A 21002-nucleotide genomic window follows, 5' to 3' on the forward strand; every position below is an offset into this window, starting at 1 on the left:
CCGGGCTGTGACCGCCCGGCCGTGACCGCCCGGAGTCGTGGCGGCGGGGTTGCGCGCGGCTGGTCGTACCGGGGTCGGGGGAAAGGAGGACCCCCGGCCCGGCGCCGTTTCCGGGGGTTGGTGGGAGGCGCCGGACCGGGGGAGTGAGGGGGTGCAGTCGCTCAGACGGCGGCGGGCGCGGCGCCCTGGGCGGGGACGGCCTCGGGCGAGGCGTCCGGTGCCGGGCTCCCGGCGTCGGCGCCGTGGTTGTCGACCAGGGTGAGTTCGTCGAACGGCACCTCGCCCGCCAGCACCCGGCGGGCGCGCTCGGCGTCGAGCTCACCGGTCCAGTGCCCGATCAGCACGGTCGCGACGGCGTTGCCCGCGAAGTTGGTGAGTGCGCGGGCCTCGGACATGAAGCGGTCGATGCCGACGATCAGGCCGACCCCGTCGACCAGCGCGGGCTTGTGCGACTGCAGCCCGCCCGCCAGCGTGGCGAGTCCGGCGCCGGTGACCCCGGCCGCCCCCTTGCTCGCGATCACCATGAACACCAGCAGCGAGAGCTGCTCGCCGATCGACATCGGCTTGTCCATCGCCTCGGAGATGAAGATCGACGCCATCGTCAGGTAGATCGCGGTGCCGTCGAGGTTGAAGCTGTAGCCGGTCGGCACGGTGATGCCGACGACCGGGCGGCTGACGCCCAGGTGCTCCATCTTGGCGATCAGGCGGGGCAGGGCGCTCTCGGAGGAGGAGGTCGAGAGGATGAGCAGGAACTCGCGGCCGAGGTACTTCAGCAGCGCGAACACGTTGACCCCGGCGACCAGGCGCAGCAGGGTGCCCAGCACGACCACGACGAACAGCGCGCAGGTCAGGTAGAAGCCGATCATGATGACCGCGAGGCTCTTCAGCGCCGCGGTGCCGGTGGCGCCGACCACGGCCGCCATCGCCCCGAAGGCGCCGATCGGCGCGACCCACATGATCATCGCCATGACCCGGAAGACCAGCCGCTGCACGTGCTCGATCCCGCGCAGCACCGGGGCGCCGACCGGGCCCATGGCCTGCAGGGCGAAGCCGGTGAGCAGGGCGACCAGGAGGGTCTGCAGCACCTTGCCCTGGGTGAGGGACGAGAACATGGTGTCGGGGATCATCCCGAGCAGGAAGTCGGTGGTCGACTGGGAGCCGCCGGCCGCCGCCTGGGCGTGGCCGGACTTGGCGAGCGCGGCGGTCAGGTGCAGGCCGCCGCCGGGCTCCAGGAGGTTGCCGACGACGAGGCCGATGGCCAGTGCGACGGTCGACATGAGGAGGAAGTAGCCGAGGGCGAGGCCGCCGACCTTGCCGACCTTCGCGGCCTTGGTCACCGAGCCGATGCCCAGCACGATGGTGCAGAAGATCACCGGGCTGATCATCATCTTGATCAGGTTGACGAAGCCGGTGCCGACCGGCTTGAGCTCCACGGCGAAGCCGGGGGCGGCCAGTCCGACCACCACACCCGCGACCACCGCGGCGATCACGGCGAGGTAGAGGTAGTGGGTCCGGTCCTTGCGTCTGGGTCCCCCCGCCGTTGCGGCTCCAGCGATCGACATCTGCGGCTCCTTCGCCCTGCAGTCCTGGCGGCCCCGGGTGGTGGGCCGATCCGACTATGGGCCGGGGCGTGACGGAGGTCACGTTTGCGTTCATAGAGTTCACGGTTGCTGCACCGGGGTCCGCCGCGCCCTGCGTGGTGCACACTGGCTGGCATGTCCGAGCGCACCGCCCCCACCGCCCGGCGCCGTCGGCTCCCCCTGCACCGCCTGCTCCGCCCGTCGCGCCCGCACGGGCCGGCCCGCCCACACGGTTCGTCGCGCCCGCACGGTTCGTCGCGCCGGCCGCGGCTGCTGCCGCGTCGGTTGGTCCGCAGCCTGGCCGGGCAGCTGTTCGTCGTCCAGGTGGTGATCGTCGCCGCCGTGGTCGCGGGCGGTGCGGTCCTCGCATACCTCTTCACCGCCGACCGGAACGAGCGCGCGGCCCGTAACCAGGTCACCGCGGTCGCCCACGCCGTCGCCGACTCGCCGTCCGTCCGGGCGGCCGTGACCGGCCCCGACCCGACCACGGTGCTCCAGCCGTACGTCGAGCAGGTGCGGACGGACACCGGGGTCTCCTTCATCACCGTCATGGACACCGACGGCGTCCGCTGGACCCACCCGCTGCCCGAACAGATCGGCAAGCGCTACCTCGGGCACATCGACTGGGCGCTCGCCGGGCAGACCCGCAGCGAGACGTACACCGGCACGCTCGGCCCGTCCGTCCGGGTGGTCACGCCGGTGTGGGACGACCGGCACCGGGTGGTCGCCCTGGTCAGCGTGGGCCTCACCGTCGAGTCGATCTCCGCGCAGCTCAGCGGTCCGCTGATGGCCCTGGTCGGGGTGGCGGTGGCCGCGCTCGCGCTCGGCGGCGCCGGCACCTACCTCGCCAACTCCCGCCTGCGGCGCCACACTCACGGCATGGGACCGGACGAGCTCAGTCACCTCTACGAGTACCACCAGGCCACGCTGCGCTCGGTGCGCGAGGGGCTGGTCCTGCTCGACCGCTCGCACCGCGTCGTGCTGTGCAACGACGCCGCCCGCGAACTGCTCGGCCTGACCGGCGACGTGGACGGGCGGGAACTCGCCGGGCTGGGGCTGCCCGAAGCGCTGGTGGCGGCCGTCCTGGGCGGGGAGCCGGTCCGGGACGAGGTGCACCTCACCGCCGAGCGGGTCGTGGTGCTCAACACCTCCACCATCGGCACCGGCCTCGGCCGGGTCGTCACCCTCCGGGACCACACCGAACTGCAGTCGCTCAGTGGCGAGTTGGACTCCGTGCGCGGCTTCACCGAGGCGCTCGGAGCCCAGGCGCACGAGGCCGCCAACCGGCTGCACGCCGTCGTCTCGCTGATCGAACTCGGCCGCCACGAACAGGCGGTGGAGTTCGCCACCGCCGAACTCGAACTCGCTCAGCAGCTCACCGATCGGGTGGTCGCGGCGGTGAGCGAGCCAGTGCTGGCCGCACTGCTGCTCGGCAAGGCGGCCCAGGCAGCCGAGCGGGGAGTGGAGTTGACCCTCACCGAGGACAGCCGGATCGACGACGGGGTGCTCCCGCCCGGACTCTCCGCCCGGGACCTGATCACCGTGCTCGGCAACCTGATCGACAACGCCGTGGACGCCGCCATCGCCGGGGCCGCGCAGAGCCCCGTCCCGCCGGAGGTCACCGTCACGGCGCGGATCGACGGCGCAGGCTCGCGTGACGCCGGTTCGCGTGATGCCGGTTCGTGTGATGCCGGTTCGTGTGACGGCGGCGAACTCGACGGTGGTGCGCGCGGCGGTGTCGGGGCGGGTGCGGACGGCGACTGCCTGTTGCTGCGGGTCGCCGACACCGGCGCGGGCATCGACCCCTCGGCCGTCGAGGACGTGTTCCGGCGCGGATGGAGCACCAAGCAGGACGGCCGCGGGCACGGCCTCGGCCTGGCGCTGGTCGCCCAGGCCGCCCGGCGCAACGGCGGCACCGTCGAGGTCGGGCGGCAGGTCGGGGCGGTGCTGACGGTCCGGCTGCCGCTGGCCGGCCGGTCGGCGGGGGCGGCTGAATCGGTGGGGCCGGTTGAGTCGGTCGCCCCGGCGGCGACGCCGGAGCCGGTGGGGCCGCCGGGGCGAGCGGGCGAGCGGGCGGGGCAAGGGCCGGCATCGGACGGTCAGGGGCGTGCCGGGCGCGCACCGGAAGGAGTCCTGGCATGACCCCCCACGGCGGAACCGGCCCGGCGGGGATCTCCGTGCTGGTCGTCGAGGACGACCCGGTCGCGGCCGCCGCGCACACCCTGTACGTCGAGCGCGAGCCCGGCTTCCACGCCGCCGGCACCGTCCACAGCTGCGCCGACGCGCTGCGTTTCCTGGACCGGGCCCGCGCCGCCGGGACCCCGGTCGACCTCACCCTGCTCGACCTCTACCTGCCGGACGGCCACGGCCTGCAGCTGTGCCGGACGCTGCGCGCAGCCGGCCACAGCACCGACGTCATCGCGGTGACCTCCGCCCGCGACCTCGCCATGGTCCGGCAGGCGGTCTCGGCGGGAGTCGTGCAGTACCTGCTGAAACCGTTCAGCGCCGCCGCCCTGCACGACCGCCTGGAGCGTTACGCCCGCTACCGCGACAGCCTCGGACGCACCGGCGAGGCGACCGGCCAGGACGAGGTGGACCAGGCGTTCGCCCTGCTCCGCACCCCCGAGCGCAGCACCCTGCCGAAGGGGCTGAGCGCGCCGACCCTGGACACGGTCGCCTCCGTGCTGCGGGAGGCCGCCACGGGACTGTCGGCGGCTGCCGCGGGCACTGCCGCCGGGGTCTCGCGGATCACCGCACGCCGGTACCTGGAGCACCTGGTGGACACCGGGCGGGCGGTGCGGGAGCCGCAGTACGGCAACGTCGGGCGGCCGGAGCTCTGCTACCGGTGGAAGGCGAAGGCCTGAGCGCTCCGGGGCCGGCGACGTGACCGCCCGGTGGCGTGGCGGTTCGGCGGTGCTGCCCGCCGTGGGCGCGCCCCTCGCGGGGTGCGGTTCCCCCGGGGGCGTGCCTTCCGTACTTCTCCGGGTCGCGCTCTTCCGGGTTGCGTCCTTTCGGGCCGTGACCTTTCGGTGCGGCGGTCGTTGGAAGGGCCGGGGGCGTCGAGGAGCGGGGCGAGGCGGAATCGGGAGAGGTTCACTCGCGCGGGTGATTTTGGGTGCCCCGCTGGCATCCCTCCAGGTCAGGACCGGTAAAGTTAGGCTTACCTAACTTCTCCTGGGGGTTTGTCGTGTCGCTCGCTGCCGTACCCGTCCAGGCCGCCTCCGGAGCCCCGGCCGCCGGTGAGGCCATCCTGCGCCGTCAGCGCGTCCGCGAGTCCGCCGCCAGGACGTACGCCCGCTCCTTCCCGATCGTCCCGGTCCGCGCCAACGGCATGACGGTCGAGGGCGCCGACGGGCGGCGCTACCTGGACTGCCTCTCCGGTGCCGGCACCCTCGCCCTCGGCCACAACCACCCCGTGGTGCTGGAGGCCATCCGCCGCACCCTCGACAGCGGCGCCCCGCTGCACCTGCTCGACCTCGCCACCGCCGAGAAGGACGACTTCACCAGCGCCCTGTTCGACAGCCTGCCCGCCGAGTTCGCCACCCGCGCCCGCGTGCACTTCTGCGGCCCGGCCGGGACGGACGCCATCGAGGCCGCGCTCAAACTGACGCAGACCGCCACCGGCCGCTCCGGCGCGCTCGCCTTCACCGGCGCGTACCACGGCATGACCGCCGGCGCCCTCGCGCTCACCGGCAACGTCGCCGTCAAGGAGCCCCTGCCGAGCGGCGGCGAGGTCGTCCGGCTGCCCTACCCGTACGGCTACCGCTGCCCGTTCGGCGTCGGCGGCGAGGCCGGCGCCGACCTCGCCGCGACGTACGTCGAGCGGCTGCTGGACGACCCCTCCGGCGGTGTGGTGCCGCCCGCCGCCATGGTCCTGGAAGCCGTCCAGGGCGAGGGCGGCGTCGTCCCCGCGCCCGACGGCTGGCTGCGCGAGATGCGCCGGATCACCGCCGAACGCGGCATCCCGCTGATCGTGGACGAGGTGCAGACCGGCGTCGGCCGCACCGGCGCGATGTGGGCGGTCGAGCACAGCGGCGTCGTCCCGGACGCGATGGTGCTCTCCAAGGCCATCGGCGGCAGCCTGCCGCTCGCCGTCGTCGTCTACCGCGAGGACTACGACGGGTGGCGGCCCGGCGCCCACACCGGCACCTTCCGCGGCAACACCCTCGCCATGGCCGCCGGGGCCGCGACCCTCCGGTACGTCGCGGCGCACGGACTGGTCGAGCGGGCGGCCGTCGTCGGCGAGCGGATGACCGCCCGGCTGCGGGCACTCGCGGACGAACTGCCGGTCATCGGCGACGTGCGCGGGCGGGGGCTGATGGTCGGCGTCGAACTGGTCGACCCCACGGTCGAGGCCGACGCCTGCGGGGCCCACCCGGCGGACCCGGCACTCGCCGTACGGGTGCGGGAGGCGTGCCTGGAACGGGGCCTGATCGTCGAACTCGGCGGCCGCCACGACGCGGTGCTGCGGCTGCTCCCTCCGCTCACCATCACCGACGAGCAGGTGGCGGCGGTGCTGGAGCGGCTGGCGGAGGCCATCGCGGCCGCGGCCGAGGCCGGGTCCGGGCCGTCGACCGGGTCCGGGCCGTCGACCGGTTCCCGCTCCCGGGCCGGGGCGGCGACCCGGGCCCCTGCGGTGCCGTCGGCGGGTGGTGCGGGGGAGACGCAGCGGTGAGCGGCCTCGGGCCCGGACCGGTCGGGCTGCCCGGCGGCGAGACCCCGTCGGACGCCCTCGCCGGCGGCGCCGCCGGACCGGGCGCCCTCGCGCCGCTGCTCGCCACCGTCCTCGACGCCCTCGACACCGGCATCGCCATGCGGTCCGGGCCGTTGCCGGCGGGCAGCCCCGCCGAGATCGCCGCGCTCGTCGCCGACGCCCTGGCCACGACCGGCGGCCGCGGCGCACTCGCCCGGCTCACCGAACTCCTCGCCTACGGAGCGGCCGACCCCGCCGACCCGGCCTGCGCCGCCCACCTGCACTGCCCGCCGCTCGCCGTCGCCGCCGCGGCCGACCTCGCCGTGAGCGCCCTCAACCCGTCCCAGGACTCCTGGGACCAAGCCCCCGCGGCCACGGCGCTGGAGACCGCGCTGCTCGCCGAACTCGCCGAACTGGTCGGCTACGACCCGCGGCGCTCCACCGGGGTGCTCACCTCCGGCGGCACCGAGTCCAACCTGATGGGGCTCATGCTGGCACGCGACCAGAAGCTCGACGGCATCGTCGAGTTGGACGGGATCCCGGCGGGCGTCCGGCCCTGCATCCTCGCCTCCGAAGCCGCGCACTTCTCCGTCCAGCGCGCCGCCGCGCTGCTCGGGCTCGGCGAACGCGCCGTCGTCCCCGTCGCCGTCGACCGGCGGCTCCGGATGAGGGAGGAGGAGCTGGAGCGGTCACTGGCCGAGGCCAGCTGGGCGGGCCGGACCCCGATCGCCGTCGTCGCCACCGCTGGCACCACCGACACCGGCGCCGTCGACCCGCTCGTCGCCGCCGCCGACCTCGCCGCCCGCTACGGCGCGTGGCTGCACGTCGACGCCGCGTACGGCGGCGGGGCCCTGCTCTCCGACCGGCTCGCCCCACTGCTCGACGGCATCGCCCGCGCCGACTCGGTCTCCCTCGACTGGCACAAACTCGGCTGGCAACCGGCCGCCGCCGGCGTCTTCCTGGTCCGCCGCGCCGAGACCTACGTCTCGCTCGCCCGCCGTGCCGAATACCTCAACCCGGTCGACGACGAGCAGGCCGGTTACCCCAGCCTGCTCGGCCGCTCCCTGCGCACCACCCGCCGGGCCGATGCCTTCAAGCTCGCCGTCACGCTGCGCACCCTCGGGCGCGACGGCCTGGGACGCCTCGTCGACACCTGCCACGACCTCGCCCTGGCCGCCGCCGACGCCGTCCGCGCCGACGCGTCCCTCGAACTCCACGCCGACCCCGTCCTCACCGTCCTCCTCTTCCGCTACCGCCCGCCGGGTGTGACGGACGGTGAGGCGCTGGACGAGATGAACGGCCGCCTGCGGCGGTTGCTGCTGCGCACCGGGCGGGCGGTGGTCGGGCGCACGGAGCTGCCGGGGGAGGGGCCGGGGCGGGTGCGGCTGAAGCTGACACTGCTGAACCCGCACACGACGGTGGGGGAGGTCGGGACCCTGCTGCGGGAGGTGGTGGGTGCGGGCCGCAAGGTGGCGGGCGAACGCGCCGGATAGCCCGCCACGGGGTGACGGGCCAGGCGGGGTGCGACGGGCCAGGCGGGGTGCGACCCGGGTGATGCACGGCCGGGGGGCACGGCCAGGGGCGTAGAGCCCGGGCCGGGGACGGGTCCCGGGCGGGACGAGGCCCGGCCCGCGGAGTGGGGCCGGGCCGGGGGCGGGCCGGGGGCGGGTCAGGCGCCCATGAGGATCCCGCGGGTGAGTTCCCAGGTGTGGGGGTCGGCGGCGACCAGGAGGCCGTCCTCGCAGCCGGGGGCCTCGGGGCGGTACGGGCTGCCGTCCAGGCGGGCGGAGACGCCGCCGGCCTCGGTGACGAGGAGGGAGCCGGGGGCGTGGTCCCAGGGGAGGGTGCGCCAGTAGAGGAGGAAGTCGAAGCGGCCCTCGATGACGTCGGGGTACTCGATCCCGGCGGCGTGCCGGCCGGGGGAGACGTCGCCGAAGGCGGTGCAGTTGGCCTGCAGGCGGCGGCGGTGGTCGGGGTCGAGGTAGCGGCTCTTCACCGAGCCGCGCAGCTCGGCGGCGTCCCGCGGTGCCGGCGGGCGGGTGAGGCGCTCGCCGTCGCGCCAGGCGCCGGCGCCCAGTTCGGCGCGGTACGCCGTGGCGGTGGCGGGCTGCCAGATCCAGGAGGCGACGGTCCGGCCGTTGCGGACCAGGGAGCACATCACCGCGTACTCGGGGCGGCCGGCGACGAAGTTGGCGGTGCCGTCGACCGGGTCGACCAGCCAGGCGGCGGGCTCGTCGTGGAGGGCCCGGGCGAGCGAGGGGTCGGCGGCGACGGCCTCCTCGCCGACCACGGGGACGGGCAGCAGCTCGTGCAGGCGGCGGGCGATGATGGCCTCGGCCTCGCGGTCGGCGACGGTCACGACCTCGCCGGGTGCCTTCTCCATCACCTCGCCGGCGGCCAGCGCCCGGAAGCGCGGCTCCACCGCCTCGGCCGACGCCTCGGCGAGTATCTCCGCCACCTTGTCCATCAGCACGTTCGCGCTCCCTTCGCTGTGTACCACTCTCCCACGAGTGCGGGAAGGGGGCGGCGGCGGCCGGGGGCGCGGACAGTCGACAGCCCGGCGAACCTCAGCTGACGGGTGGCGGACGGCCGTCGACGGCCGACGGCTGACAGATGACAGCTGACAGATTTCGAAAGTTGTCAGCTGTCATCTGTCACCCGTCCGTCGTTGCTCGCCCGCCGTGCGTCGCCGCTGTGCGGTGCCCCGTCAGCCACGAGGTACCGGCTCCCGTCACCCGCCCAGGTAGTGGAACCCGGGGCGAGGGTGCATCAGGAACTCGTGGTGCGAGATGTTCCACGCGTACGCGCCCGCCATGGCGAACAGCACGCGGTCCGCCGCCCGCAGTCCCGCCGCGCCCTCGGCCGCGCGGGCGAGGACGTCCTTCGGGGTGCAGAGCTGTCCGGCCAGGGTGGCGCGGCCGGTGGTGACGGCGGGGCGCGGCCATGGGTGCGGCCAGGCGTCCACCGGGAGCACGTCGAAGGGCTGCGAGTGTCCCCGGGTCGCCGGGGTGCGCAGGTGGTGGGTGCCACCGCGGACCACCGCGAAGTCCTCGCCGTGGCTCTGCTTCACGTCCAGCACCTCGGTCGCGTACCAGCCGCAGTGGGCGGTGAGGGCGCGGCCGGGCTCGATCCGCAGGGTGAGTCCGGGGCGGGCGTCGAGCAGCTCGGCCAGGCCCTCGCCGAAGGCCGTCCAGTCGAAGCGCGCGACCGGGTCCTCGTAGTCCACGGCCATTCCGCCGCCGATGTTGACCTCCGCGAGCGGGAAGCCGTGCCGCTCCGCCAGCGCGGCCGACCAGGTGACGATCTGAGCGGCGACCGACAGCTGTTCCTCCGCGGCCAGCCCGCTCGCCAGGTGGGCGTGCACGCCGCGCAGGCGCAGCTGCCGACCCGTCGGGCCGTCGCCGGTGAGCAGCCGGACGCACTCCTCGGTCTGTTCCGGGTCCAGGCCGAAGGGCGTCGGCCGTCCGCCCATCGCGAGCGGCACCGCATCGAGCGCGTCCGTGGTGACCGCCAGGTTGACCCGCAGCAGCACGTCCACGACGGCGTCCGGCCGGTCCGCGAGCACGGCGGCGAGCCGGTGCAGCTCCTGCTCGCTCTCGACGTGCCAGCGGTGCACCCCCGCCTCCACCGCGGCGGCGATCTCGGCGGGGGTCTTGCCCGGTCCGCCGAAGGCCAGCAACGCGTCCGGCACGACGGCCCGGACGTGTGCCAACTCGCCGCCGCTGGAGACCTCGTAGCCGTCCACGGCGTCGCGCAGCGCGGCGAGCAGCGGTGCTTCCGGGTTGGCCTTGGCGGCGTAGTACAGCTCGACCCGTTCGGGCAGGGCGGCCCGGACGGCGGCGGCGTGTGCGCGCAGTGCGGTCAGGTCGTAGACGTAGGCGGGCAGTTCGTCGGCCGCGAGGGCGGCGACGTGGCTGCGGACGGTCTCGGTCATCGGGCGGCGCTCCCGGCGGGCAGGCGGGCGGGCAGGTGGGCGGGCACGTCGGTGGGCACGTGGGCGGGCATACGGGCGGCCTCGGCGAGGACGGAGCCCGCCAGCGGGGAAGGCATCCGGACGTAACCGGCCTCGCGGTCGGCCTTGCGCTCCCAGCGGGTCAGCAGGTTGGCCTTGGCGGGCAGCGGGACGCCGGCGAGCAGCGCGCGCAGCCGGGGCGGGCAGCCGTGGGCGGCGGCGTACTCCTCCAGGGTGTCCCGGACGGTCTGCCAGAGCGCGCACTCCTGCTCGGGGTGGCGGTCGGCGAGGGCGGCGAGCAGCTCGGAGACGTGGTTGACCAGGAGGCAGTAGACCACCCGGTCCCAGCCGCGCTCGGCGTCGTACGTCATCGGGCCGGCCACCTCGGGCGGGAGGGCGGCGAGGACGTCGGCGTTGTGCTCGGGGACGAGCTTGGTGCCCTCCAGGTCGCGGAAGAGCACCTGGACGGGGCGGCCGTCGGCGTCCACACCGATCAGCACGTTCTGCAGGTGCGGCTCCAGCACCACGCCGTGGTCGAAGTAGGCGGCCAGGACCGGCGGGACGAGCAGCCGCAGGTAGGCGCGCCACCAGTCGAGCGCGGCCGTGCCGTCCGAGTCCTCGACCGGGGCCCGGTCCGAACCGCCCTCCAGCAGCCGGGAGATGTGGGCGGAGCTGGTCGGGTGTTCGTCGGCGACGGCGGCCGCGAGCAGCGGGGTCACACCGGGCCGCAGCACGCCGTCGAAGCCCTCGCGGACGATCAGGCCGAAGCCCTCGTACAGCGCCCGGTCGGGGAGGCCGTCGGCGCCGGGCAGGGCGAGGGTGCGGAAGGCCGGCTCGCGCAGCATCGCGGCGTCGGGGAAGCGCCGGGCGAGGTCGGCGAACACCGGGGCGAGCAGCCGGGTGAGCGCGACGGCGCCGATGAGCTCGTAGGCGGCGTTCTTCCGCAGGCAGTTGGTGATGCGGACGTCGAGGCTGAACTTCAGGAAGGCGCCGGCGCCGTGCAGGGTGCGCACCGAGGCGGTGGCGGTGAACCGTTCGCCGCGCGGGCCGAGGTCGAGGACGTCGCCCCGGGCCATGGCCTCGCGCAACAGCGGCTGTTCGCCGATCAGTTGGTACTGCCAGGGGTGGACGGGAAGCAGCCGGTAGCCGGCCGGCACCTCGCCGAGCCCGTCCAGCAGGGCACTGACGCCCGCGTCCAGCGACTCCTCGGCCAGCAGCTCGGCACGGACGGCGAGGTGGCGCAGCGGGAAGTCGGCGCGGGACTCCGGGGCGTAGTGGCGCCAGTCGCCGCGGACGGCCGATCGGGACTTGGGGGCCGGGTGGAAGCGGTGACCGAACAGCAGTGCCTGCTCGGACTCCAGGTAGCGGTCGGGCCCGGCGGCCGGCCGGTGCTCCAGGCCCTGTCGGACGCCGTCATGACTGGACGTCACCTGGTCGAGGAACTCCTCGTTGACGGTGCCGGTGCGCAGCTCCAGCTCGTCCTGGACGTACTCGGCCAGCTCCTGCCAGCCCAACTCAGCCCATTCGCCGTCCCGTTCGACCTCGACCGGCCCGGTGAAGCGGTGCGCGCCGAGCAGCGAGGTGCGGCGCAGGGTGACCCGCAGCAGGGCGCCGCGCCGGGGCAGGCGCAGCAGCAGGCGGCCGTCGTCGGCGGCGGTCTGGTGCTCGGGTGCGGAGACCTCGCGCAGCAGGCAGTTCAGCAGGGTGTGGACCACTGCCTCGTCAGCGGTGGGGAGTTCACCGGATCGGAGTGCGGGGGCGGCCGGCTCGCGGTTCGCCGACCCGGTGGTCATCGGCTGAGCGGTCATCTGCCGGGCGGCCGTCGTCTCGGTGGACATCTGCCGGTCGGACGTCTGCCGGTCGGTCATCTGCCGGTCGGTCATCGGCTCGGTGGTCATCGGTTCGGCGGTCATCGGCGACTCCAGCGCTGGCGCAGGGACGGAAGGGTGAGTGCGGTGGCCGCGACGGCGGCCAGCAGGGCGGCGGCGGTTCCGGCCACCACGGGGGCGGCGGCACCGAACCGCCCGTTGGCCAGCGCGGCGACGGCGCCGGCGGCGACGGCGCCACCCTTGGAGACGAGTTCGAGGGTGCCGAACATCCGGCCGGGCGGGCGGCCCTTGGCGGCGCCGGCGGCGAGCACGGCGAGGCAGACGAGGCCCAGCGTGAGTCCGGCCCCGAGCAGCAGGCGGACGGCGACGAACACGGGCAGCGAGTACGCGACGGCGTGTCCGGCCAGGCCGAGCGCCACGAGGCCGAAGCCGAGCGCGATGCCGGTGTGCGGGCGGAAGTCGAACACCCGGTGGGTGCGGGCGGCGAACACCAGGTAGCACAGGTGGGGCAGGGCGAAGAGCACGCCGGTGGTGGTGCCGTCCACGCCGGGCAGGCGCTGTTCGGCGAGCGCGATGAGGTACGGGAAGGAGATGACCGTCGCGAAGACGAAGGCGAACTCGAAGACGTAGAGCGTCAGGAGCGGCGCCGTGGCGGACTTCACGGGTGCCCGGTCGGCGGTGGCCGTCGGGGCCTCCGGGCATTCGGGTTCGGGCAGCAGTGAGAGGAACACCGCTGCGGTGAGCGGGAGTACGGCCATCACCAGGTACTGGCGGTGCGGGTCGATCCACGGCGAGAGCGCCCCGACCAGGATCGGCGCGGCCACCAGGGCCGCCCGCGCGCTGCCCTGCATCAGGGTGAGCGCGCGGGAGAGCCGGGACCCGTCGAGCGCGGCGGCCAGGTAGCCGTTGGTGGCGGCGAAGGTGCCGCCGAGGAAGCCCTGGAGGACCAGGGCGAGGGTGAACGCGGGCAGGCTGTCGGCCGCGCCGGCCAGCAGGAAGGAGACGGTGAGCCCGAGTTGGGCGCGCAGCAGCAGCCGCTTGCGGCCGAAGCGGTCGGCCAGCCGGCCCCACAGCGGTGCGCCGAGCCCGCTGAACACCGTCGGCACGATGTACAGCACGCCCGCCCAGCTGGCCTGCGGGTCGCCGAGCGAGGGCAGGATCGCGGTCAGGTACGGCGGCAGGCCGAGCGCGGCGAAGGAAGCGACGAAGTAGCAGGCCGCGACGGCGTGCACCTGGCGCCGATCGAGCCCGCCGGAGTGTGCGGCGGAGGGAGACGACTGCTGAGGCAGTGTCTCCACCGTCATCGGACGGCCCTGTCGGTGCCCGGGGCGTGGCGCACGGTCTCACGCGCGGAGTCCGGAACGTGCTCCTGTGCGGGCTCGCGTGCGGTGACCCGTGCGGGCTCGCGTGCGGAGCCCCGTGCGGGCTCGCGCGCGGAGTCGCGCAGGTAGTTGGGGCCGCTGGTGTAGTGCTTGTTGATGTCGGCGGCGCCCGAGCGCTGCTTGCTGAGCAGCGTTCCGGCGGTGACCATGGCCTTGACCGGCAGGCGTTCGGCGTCCAGCAGGGCCGCCCGCAGCGGCGCGCCCACCGGCCCGAGCCGGTCCACGGCCTCCGCCGTGCGCTTGCGCAACAGGGTGAGGGTGTCGATGAGTTCGGCCCGGCCGTGGTCGGCGAGGCCGAAGGCGAGCGAGCCGGTGCACAGGTGTCCGGTGATGGTGGCGAAGAGGTCGGTGAGCGCGCGGTCGTCCCCGCCGAAGATCCGCGCGTCGTCGAAGTCGTCGACGGCGGGTGCCAGTTCGCCGAGGGAGGCGGCCATCCGCGCGGTGTGCACGCGCGGGCCGTCGTCGTCCTTGTAGAGCAGCCGCAGGCCGTCCCGGTCGAGCACCAGTGAGGTGTTCTGCTGGTGGGACTCCAGGGCGATGCCGTAGCCGAACAGCGTGGTCTGCCAGTCCAGCAGCAGTTCGAGCAGGGCGTCGTAGCAGGCCAGGACGTCGCCGCCGTGGTGGCGGTCGGCGAGGTGGTCGAGGACCAGGCGGCCGTCGGGCGCGGGGGCCAGCAGGGCCGCCAGCGGCACGGTCGCCGCCTGCTCCAGCCCGGCCGGGTAGCGGCGCAGCAGGACGGCCAGCAGCTCGTGTCCGGCGTGCGCCCAGGTCTGCTCGTCGGCGTGCAGGATCCGGTCGGCGAACCGCGGTTCGCGCTCCAGCACGGCCTCGATCAGCCGCTGGCCGGCCGCGCCGTCGAGCAGCGTGCCGGGCTTGATGGTGCGGCGGTTGAGGCGGCCCAGGGTGGCGGTGGCGAGCGGGAGCTTGAGGTGGCAGGTGGGGTCGTCGGCGACGGCGACGGTGCGCATGGACAGGGTCGGGACGACGGTCAGGTACGGCCGGTCGGCGAGCACCGCGCGGCCGGCCAGGCCGGTGGCGGCCAGCGCCTCGTCCAGCGGCGCTCCGACGGTGAGCGGGTGGACCGGCAGGGTGGCCCAGCCGTCTCCCGGGCAGCGGTCGCCGAGGCCGAGCCAGGCCGGGGTGGGCCACCAGCTCGGCAGCGGACGCTCGCCGTGGACGGTCAGCGCGCCGACCGGCACGGCCAGCCAGCGCAGTTCGAAGGCCGGGTGGAACTCGGGTGCGTAGGAGCGCAGTTCGGTCTCGGTGAGGCCGGAGCGGCCGCGCGCGGTCGGGTAGACCGGGTGGTCGAGGTAGGCGGCCAGGGTGTCGTGGCCGAGCGCGGCGGCGGGGCCGGTCCAGTCGGCCGGGTCGGCGCCGTACAGGTCGGTCAGCCGGTCGTGCACCTCGGCGCGGTTCCGCTCGTGCAGTTCCATGGTGGCGAGGGTCTGCCGGCACTCCTCGGCGAAGGCGGTCCAGCCGGGCCGGTCCTCGGCCTCGGCCAGTGCGGAGAGGGCCGTCACGACGGTGTCCGGGCCGGTGAGGCGGCGCCCGTCGAGGTCCAGGAGCGGCAGCCGGGCGGCGTACTCGCACTGGAAGCCCTCCGGGGCCACCGGCAGGGCGAGGCGGGCCTCGGGGACGGTCAGCCAGGGGCCGTCCGGGCGGTCCTCGACGGCGCCGCGGGTGCGCAGGCCGAGGACGTCCTCGCGCAGCAGGGTTGAGAGCACCCGGAGGGTGAGCTGTTCGGCGGCGGACGCGGGGCCTGCGGACGCGGGGCCGGCAGACACCAGGCCGGCGGCCGAGGAACCGGCGGCCGAAGGGACAGTGGCCGGAGGGGTGGCGGTGGCGGGATGGTCCCGGGTGGCTGCGGGACGGTCTCCGGTGGTCACGGGGTGATCTCCCAGCGGTTGGCCGCGAGGAAGCGGGCGACGGCGGCGTCCACCGCGCCCTGGTCGGTGCCGACGGCCCAGATGACGCCCAGGTAGTCCCGGTTGGTGCGGTAGTGCTCGTGGCGTTCGCCGAGCGGGCGCAGTGGGCGGTAGGCGAGCCGGACGCCGTCGCGCTCCTCGTCGTACGGGCCCGGGGCGGTGGTGAGGACGCCGGCGCGGTCGGCGCAGATCAACTCGTTGCGGGCCCGGCGCGGGGTGGCGGCGCACCGGTCGGACAGGTCGCCGGGCAGGACGCGGCCCAGGTGGACCCCGAGGACGAGCTCGAACAGGGGAATGTCGAGGATCTCGGCGAGCATCAGGTCGCACTGGTCGCCGATCGCCCGGTAGTTGACCTCGATGATCCGGGCGCGGCCGTCCGGCTGGAGCACGAACTCCGTGTGGCAGACGCCGAAACCGACGCCGAGCGCGTCGAGTTGGGCGAGCACCTGGTCGACCACCGGTTGCGGGTGCGCCGGGACGAAGGTGAGCAGTTCCTCGATGAAGTCCGGCGGCGGGGAGAGCCGGGTACGGAAGCCGCCGAGGACGTGCCGACGGTGGCCGTCGCCGAGGGTCTCCAGCGTGTACAGCTGCCCGTCCAGGAACTCCTCGACCACCAGGGTGGCGCCGGCCCTGCGGTGCTGGATCTCCTTGCAGCGCTGGGCGAGTTCGGCGGCGTCGGAGACCAGGGTGACGTCCTCGCTGGCCACCCCCTCGCGCGGCTTGACCACGCAGGGGAACGGCGGGTCCAGCTCGGCCGGGTCCTGCCCGGGGGCGAGTTCGGCGGACCATACGGTGTCCTGGCCGGCCAGTTCGAGGTGGCGGCGCAGCTCGCCCTTGTCCTTGGCGCGCAGCGCGGCCTTCCAGTCCTTGGCGGGGAGGCCGAAGTACTCGGCGGCCAGGGCGGTCTGGATCTGCAGGTGGTCGCTGTTGCTGAACACCGCGTCCGGCGCGTGCTCCGGGGAGGCCAGGGCGCGGCGGGAGACCAGGCTGACGACGGCGCGGAAGTCGCGCACGTCGCACTCCAGGACCTCGGGTGCGGCGAAGGGGAGTTCGGCGTAGGCCTGCCGGTGGGGTTCGGCACAGTCGGTGAGGACGGTGACGTCGATCCCGAGCCGCGAGGCGGCGGGCAGGAATCCGTCGGTGACCGAGTCGGTGGGGTTCAGGGCGAGCAGGTAGAGCCGCATGGAGGGAGTCCTCGGGGAGATGGCGGAGGAGGGCGGGGTAACGGATGACAGATGACAGGGGTTGAAATCTGTCATCTGTCATCTGTCATCTGTCATCTGTCAGCGGTCGGTTGTCGGCCGCCGGCTGCCGCTGTCGTCCGGTGACCGGTTTCGCGGGGCGACTACTTGGGCGCGTCCACGCCTGCGGCCTTGGCGATGTCGACGAGCATCGCGTCGGCGGCCTGGACGCCGATGCCGGACATCCAGGTCTCGTCCGGGACGTTGAACACCTTGTTGTTCTTCACGGCGTTCAGGCCCTGCCAGACCGGGGTCTGCTGGACCTCGCTCTCCTTGGTCTTGGTCGGGTCGTCGGCCGTGGTGACGAACACCAGGTCGGCGTCGGCCTGGTTGATCTGCTCGGCGCTGACCTCCAGGATGTTCTGGTCCACGTCCTGCGGGGCCGGGCGGGTCAGGCCGACGTCCTTGAGTACGACGCCGCTGTAGGAGGACTTGGCGTACAGACGGGTCGGGCCGGCCACGAAGCGGACCACCGACGCGGTCGGCATGGTGCCGTTGAACTTGGTCTTGATCTCCTCGCCGAGCTTCTTCGCCCGCGCCTCGTAGTCGGCGAGCGCCTTCTTCGCCTCGTCCTCCTTGCCGAGGGCCTGGGCGTAGAGCGCCAGGTTGTCCTTCCACGGGAAGCCGGTGGTCTCGGCCAGGACGGTCGGCGCGATCGCGTTCAGCTGGGAGTACACCTTGGCGTGCCGGACCTTGGAGGAGAGGATCAGGTCGGGCTTGAGGGAGGCGATCAGCTCCAGGTTCGGCTCGTTCATCGGGCCGACGTCCTTGGTGTCCTTGATCTTGTCCTTGAGGTAGTTCGGGAACCCGCCCTCGGTCTTCATGTGCGGGGACACCGCGCCGACCGGCGTGATGCCGAGCAGCGTGACGTCGTCCAGCTCACCGCTGTCGAGGACGACGACGCGCTTCGGCTGGCTCTTGAGTTCGGCCGTGCCCGCGGCGTGCTTGACGCTGCGCGGGAATCCGGCGGCGGCGCCGGCCGGGGCCGAGGACGCGGAGTCGCCGCCCGACGTGGCACCGTCCCCGCTGCTGCCGCAGGCGGCGAGCAGGGTGGTCGAGAGGGCGACGGCGAGGACGGCGACGGGGAGTCGGCGGTTCATCGGGGTTCCTTGGATCGGGTCGAACGGGGGGACGGGGGAGGGGGGTCAGCCGACGGTGGCCGCCGGGGACGTGGCGGAAGCAGTGGACGTCGTGGAGGTGGCGGAGGCGGGCCCGGAGCCCCGCACCTGCTCCCGCGCCCGGGGCACGACCAGCGGCGTGCCGGTCTCCGGGTCGGGCACGACCCGGCAGGGCACCTGGAAGACGGCCTCGACCAGCTCGGCCGTCAGCACCTGGGCGGGCGGACCGGCGGCCGCGAGTCGGCCGTCCTTGAGCACCACCAGGTGGTCGGCGTACCGGGCGGCCTGCCCGAGGTCGTGCAGCACCATGACGACGGTGCGCCCGGCCTCGGCGTGCAGGTCGGCGACCAGGTCGAGCACGTCGAGCTGGTGGCGCAGGTCCAGGAAGGTGGTCGGCTCGTCGAGCAGCAGCAGGTCGGTCTCCTGGGCGAGCGCGAGCGCGATCCAGACCCGCTGGCGCTGCCCGCCGGAGAGCCGGTCGACCTGCCGGTCCCGCAGTTCGGCGGTGCCGGTGCGCTCCAGTGCCTCCTCGACCGCGGCCTGGTCGGCCGTGGACCACGGGCTGAGCATCCGCTGGTGCGGGTACCGCCCGAGCCGTACCAGCGCCTCGACGGTGACGGCCTCCGGCGTGACCGGTTGCTGCGGCAGCAGGCCCATCCGCTTGGCGAGCGCCCGGGCGGGCATCCGGTGGATGTCGGCGCCGTCCAGGGTGACGGTCCCGGCGGCGGGGTCGAGCAGCCGGACGAGACCGCGCAGCAGCGTCGACTTGCCGCAGGCGTTCGGTCCGACGATCGCGGTGACGGCGTCGCCGGGCAGTTCGAGGTCGAATCCCTCGACGATGGTCCGGTCGCCGTAGCGCAGGCCGAGGCCCCGGGTGGCGAGCCGGTTGGCCGCCGGGGTCGGAGCCGCCGTGGTCGGGGCCGCCGCGATCGGGCCTTCCGCGGGGTCCGCGGAGGGGGTCGTGGTGGGAGCCCCGGTGGAGGCCCCGGCGGCGGTCTTGGCGGACGTCATCAGCTGCTCCTCTGGGGAAGCCGGCCCTGGCGGATCATCAGCACCAGGAGCCAGGGCGCGCCGAGGGTGGCGGTGACGGCACCGACCGGCAGACCGTGGACGGGGATCACGTGGAGCACCAGGAGGTCGGCGGAGAGCAGCAGCACGGCGCCGGTGAGCGCGGTGAGACCGAGGGTGCCGAGGGTGGGCGGCCCGGCGAGCAGCCGGACCAGGTGCGGGACGGCGAGTGCGACGAAGGCGACCGGCCCGGTGAGGGCGGCGGCCAGCGAGGCGAGGGTGATGGTGAGCAGCAGCAGCCAGAGCCGGTCGCGGGCCGGGTCGAGACCGAGGCCGCCGGCCGAGTCGTCGCCGAGGTCGAGCACGGCGACCCGGCGCTGGCAGAGCAGGACTCCGAGGGCGGTGACCGCGATGGCGGTGCCGCCGATCCACACCTCGGTCCAGGTGCGGCCGTAGAGCGAGCCGGTGGTCCACTGCAGCGCGGAGGAGGCCAGCTCGGCCGGGAACCGTACGATCATCAGGTTCACGGCGGCGGCCAGGCCCTGCTGCACCGCCAGGCCGACCAGCACCAGCCGGGTGACGGCCATCCTGGAGCGCCAGGCGAAGCCGCCGAGCAGCAGCGCCGCGAGCAGCCCGCCGCCGACCGCGGCCAGCGGGATCAGCTGCTGGGAGGCGCCGGTGGCGAGCATCAGCACCGCGCCGAAGGAGGCGCCGCCGGTGATGCCGATGGTGTCGGGGGCGGCCAGCGGGTTGCGGAACAGCCGCTGCAGCATCGAGCCGGACATCGCCAGTCCGGCGCCCGCGATGAGCGCGGAGACGACGCGGGGCGCGCGGAACTGCTGCACCACCAGGACGTTGCCGGGCTCGCCCTGTCCGAAGAGCGCACGCAGCGCGTCCCAGACGGGGATGCCGACCTGTCCGGTGCCGAGCGCGATCCCGGTGAGCAGCACCAGCAGCGCGGCGGCGACCAGCGACCAGAGGGCGGTACGGGCGCGACGGCGGGCGACGGCCCGGGCGGGGAGGACGAGCGTGGTCACCGGGCCACCTTCCGGGCCAGCACCGCGAGCAGCGGCGCGCCGAGGAAGGCGGTCACGATGCCGACCTCGATCTCGGAGGGGCGGACCACCAGCCGGCCGAGCACGTCGGCGGTGAGCAGCAGTACCGGACCGGCGATCAGGCAGCCGGGCAGCAGCCGGCGGTGGTCGTTGCCGAGCAGCGGGCGGACCAGGTGCGGGGCGGCCAGTCCGATGAACGCCACCGGTCCGGCGACGGCCACCGCACTGCCCGCGAGCAGTACCACGGCGAGCCCGCCGGCCGCCCGGATCCGGGCCACCGGTACGCCCAGCGACTGCGCGGTCTCGTCGCCGAGGGCCAGTGCGTTGAGCGCGGGCGAGATGGCGAGGGCTCCGACCAGGCCGATCGCGAGGAAGGGCAGGACGGGGGTGAGGGTGTCCAGGTGGCGCCCGGCGATCGAGCCGGCCAGCCAGAACCGGGCCTCGTCCAGCGTGCGGTGACTGGCCAGCATCAGCGCCGACGTCCAGGAGGTGAGCACCACGGTGAGCACGGTGCCCCCGAGCGCGAGCCGGACCGGGTCCAGGTCCCCGCCGCGGCGGGACATCGCGTACGCGGCGACGGCGGCGACGGCCGCTCCGGCGAAGGCGAACCAGACGTACTGGACCGGGCGGGCGAGGCCCAGCGTGTAGATCGCGGCGACCACGGCGAGGCTCGCGCCCGCGTTGATGCCGAGGGTGACCGGGGAGGCCAGCGGGTTGCGGGTGACCCCCTGGGCGACCGCCCCGGCGACGCCGAGCGCGGCCCCGACGGCCAGTCCGATGAGCGTGCGCGGTACCCGAAGGCCCGTCACCACGTCGGCGTCACCGCCGTGGGCGGCGCCGGTGAGGGCGTCGACGACGGTGGCGAGCGGGATGGATCGGGAGCCCAGCGCGAGGCTCAGGGCGGCGCACAGCACGAGCGCGCACAGGCCGGCGGCCAGCAACAGGGGCTGCCGGACCGCCGAGGCGCGGGGCGCGGGGGCCGTGGGGGCCGGCGGGTCGGTTCTCAACACGAGGCAACATCTTAGGTTAGGTTTGCCTAAGTTCGTCAAGGTTGGGCGATTCGGCCGGTTGACCCCCGGTTGGTCCGATGTGTCGATCGCCGCGTCGACCGGTGGCGTCGCGTCGCGTCGGGTCGTGCTGTGCCGTGCTGCGCCGTGTCGTGCCGGGTCGAGCCGGGTCGAGCCGGGTCGTGCGTGGTCATGTGTCGCCGTGCGTCGTG

15 protein-coding genes are annotated in these 21002 nt (G+C 74.6%); 4 read left to right on the plus strand and 11 right to left on the minus strand.

Annotated features, from left to right (window positions below; all coding sequences use genetic code 11):
• Positions 1-161: 161 nt before the first annotated feature.
• On the minus strand, positions 162-1562 hold the full coding sequence (locus tag ACFV0O_RS12365; RefSeq protein ID WP_380340005.1) for a cation:dicarboxylate symporter family transporter: 1401 nt from the start codon (positions 1560-1562) through the stop codon (positions 162-164).
• 153 nt (positions 1563-1715) lie between these two features.
• On the opposite strand from ACFV0O_RS12365, the gene ACFV0O_RS12370 reads away from it, so the two are divergent.
• The 4 genes from ACFV0O_RS12370 (at position 1716) to ACFV0O_RS12385 (ending at position 7766) form a co-directional block, all read left to right on the plus strand.
• Complete coding sequence (locus tag ACFV0O_RS12370) at positions 1716-3722, plus strand: ATP-binding protein (protein ID WP_380340008.1); 2007 nt, start codon at positions 1716-1718, stop codon at positions 3720-3722.
• Positions 3719-4444 carry a response regulator gene (locus tag ACFV0O_RS12375; RefSeq protein WP_380340010.1) on the plus strand — a complete coding sequence of 242 codons (726 nt, stop codon included), beginning with the start codon at positions 3719-3721 and terminating at the stop codon, positions 4442-4444. The genes ACFV0O_RS12370 and ACFV0O_RS12375 overlap by 4 nt, the downstream gene beginning before the upstream one ends.
• 323 nt (positions 4445-4767) lie before the next feature.
• The gene (locus tag ACFV0O_RS12380) at positions 4768-6255 is read left to right on the plus strand and encodes a diaminobutyrate--2-oxoglutarate transaminase (protein WP_380340013.1); all 1488 of its coding nucleotides are present in this window, start codon (positions 4768-4770) and stop codon (positions 6253-6255) included.
• Positions 6252-7766: a pyridoxal phosphate-dependent decarboxylase family protein gene (locus ACFV0O_RS12385; protein ID WP_380340016.1), complete on the plus strand. Its 1515-nt coding sequence runs from the start codon at positions 6252-6254 to the stop codon at positions 7764-7766. Before ACFV0O_RS12380 ends, ACFV0O_RS12385 begins: the two co-directional genes overlap by 4 nt.
• Before the next feature lie 176 nt (positions 7767-7942).
• On the opposite strand, the gene ACFV0O_RS12390 is transcribed toward ACFV0O_RS12385, so the two are convergent.
• The 10 genes from ACFV0O_RS12390 to ACFV0O_RS12435 form a co-directional block, all read right to left on the minus strand.
• A complete protein-coding gene (locus ACFV0O_RS12390; RefSeq protein WP_360250689.1) occupies positions 7943-8740 on the minus strand; it encodes an inositol monophosphatase family protein in 798 nt (265 codons plus the stop codon).
• Positions 8741-9004: 264 nt separating this feature from the next.
• Positions 9005-10207, minus strand: coding sequence for a type III PLP-dependent enzyme (locus ACFV0O_RS12395; RefSeq protein ID WP_380340018.1), 1203 nt, complete (start codon positions 10205-10207; stop codon positions 9005-9007).
• Positions 10204-12018 (minus strand): IucA/IucC family protein, encoded by a 1815-nt coding sequence (locus ACFV0O_RS12400; protein WP_380340284.1) that lies wholly within the window; start codon positions 12016-12018, stop codon positions 10204-10206. The genes ACFV0O_RS12395 and ACFV0O_RS12400 overlap by 4 nt, the downstream gene beginning before the upstream one ends.
• A 116-nt stretch (positions 12019-12134) precedes the next feature.
• Positions 12135-13358, minus strand: coding sequence for an MFS transporter (locus tag ACFV0O_RS12405; protein ID WP_380340020.1), 1224 nt, complete (start codon positions 13356-13358; stop codon positions 12135-12137).
• Positions 13355-15322, minus strand: a complete 1968-nt coding sequence (locus ACFV0O_RS12410; protein ID WP_380340023.1) for an IucA/IucC family protein — start codon at positions 15320-15322, stop codon at positions 13355-13357. The genes ACFV0O_RS12405 and ACFV0O_RS12410 overlap by 4 nt, the downstream gene beginning before the upstream one ends.
• Positions 15319-16545: an acetyl-CoA carboxylase biotin carboxylase subunit family protein gene (locus ACFV0O_RS12415; RefSeq protein ID WP_380340026.1), complete on the minus strand. Its 1227-nt coding sequence runs from the start codon at positions 16543-16545 to the stop codon at positions 15319-15321. The genes ACFV0O_RS12410 and ACFV0O_RS12415 overlap by 4 nt, the downstream gene beginning before the upstream one ends.
• Before the next feature lie 161 nt (positions 16546-16706).
• On the minus strand, positions 16707-17702 hold the full coding sequence (locus ACFV0O_RS12420; RefSeq protein ID WP_380340029.1) for an ABC transporter substrate-binding protein: 996 nt from the start codon (positions 17700-17702) through the stop codon (positions 16707-16709).
• 45 nt (positions 17703-17747) lie between these two features.
• Positions 17748-18731: an ABC transporter ATP-binding protein gene (locus ACFV0O_RS12425; RefSeq protein WP_380340031.1), complete on the minus strand. Its 984-nt coding sequence runs from the start codon at positions 18729-18731 to the stop codon at positions 17748-17750.
• Positions 18731-19765 (minus strand): FecCD family ABC transporter permease, encoded by a 1035-nt coding sequence (locus ACFV0O_RS12430; RefSeq protein WP_380340033.1) that lies wholly within the window; start codon positions 19763-19765, stop codon positions 18731-18733. Before ACFV0O_RS12430 ends, ACFV0O_RS12425 begins: the two co-directional genes overlap by 1 nt.
• Complete coding sequence (locus ACFV0O_RS12435; protein WP_380340035.1) at positions 19762-20793, minus strand: FecCD family ABC transporter permease; 1032 nt, start codon at positions 20791-20793, stop codon at positions 19762-19764. Before ACFV0O_RS12435 ends, ACFV0O_RS12430 begins: the two co-directional genes overlap by 4 nt.
• Positions 20794-21002: the final 209 nt, after the last annotated feature.

The sequence above is a fragment of the Kitasatospora sp. NPDC059577 genome, from assembly GCF_042735475.1.
Lineage (GTDB): Bacteria > Actinomycetota > Actinomycetes > Streptomycetales > Streptomycetaceae > Kitasatospora.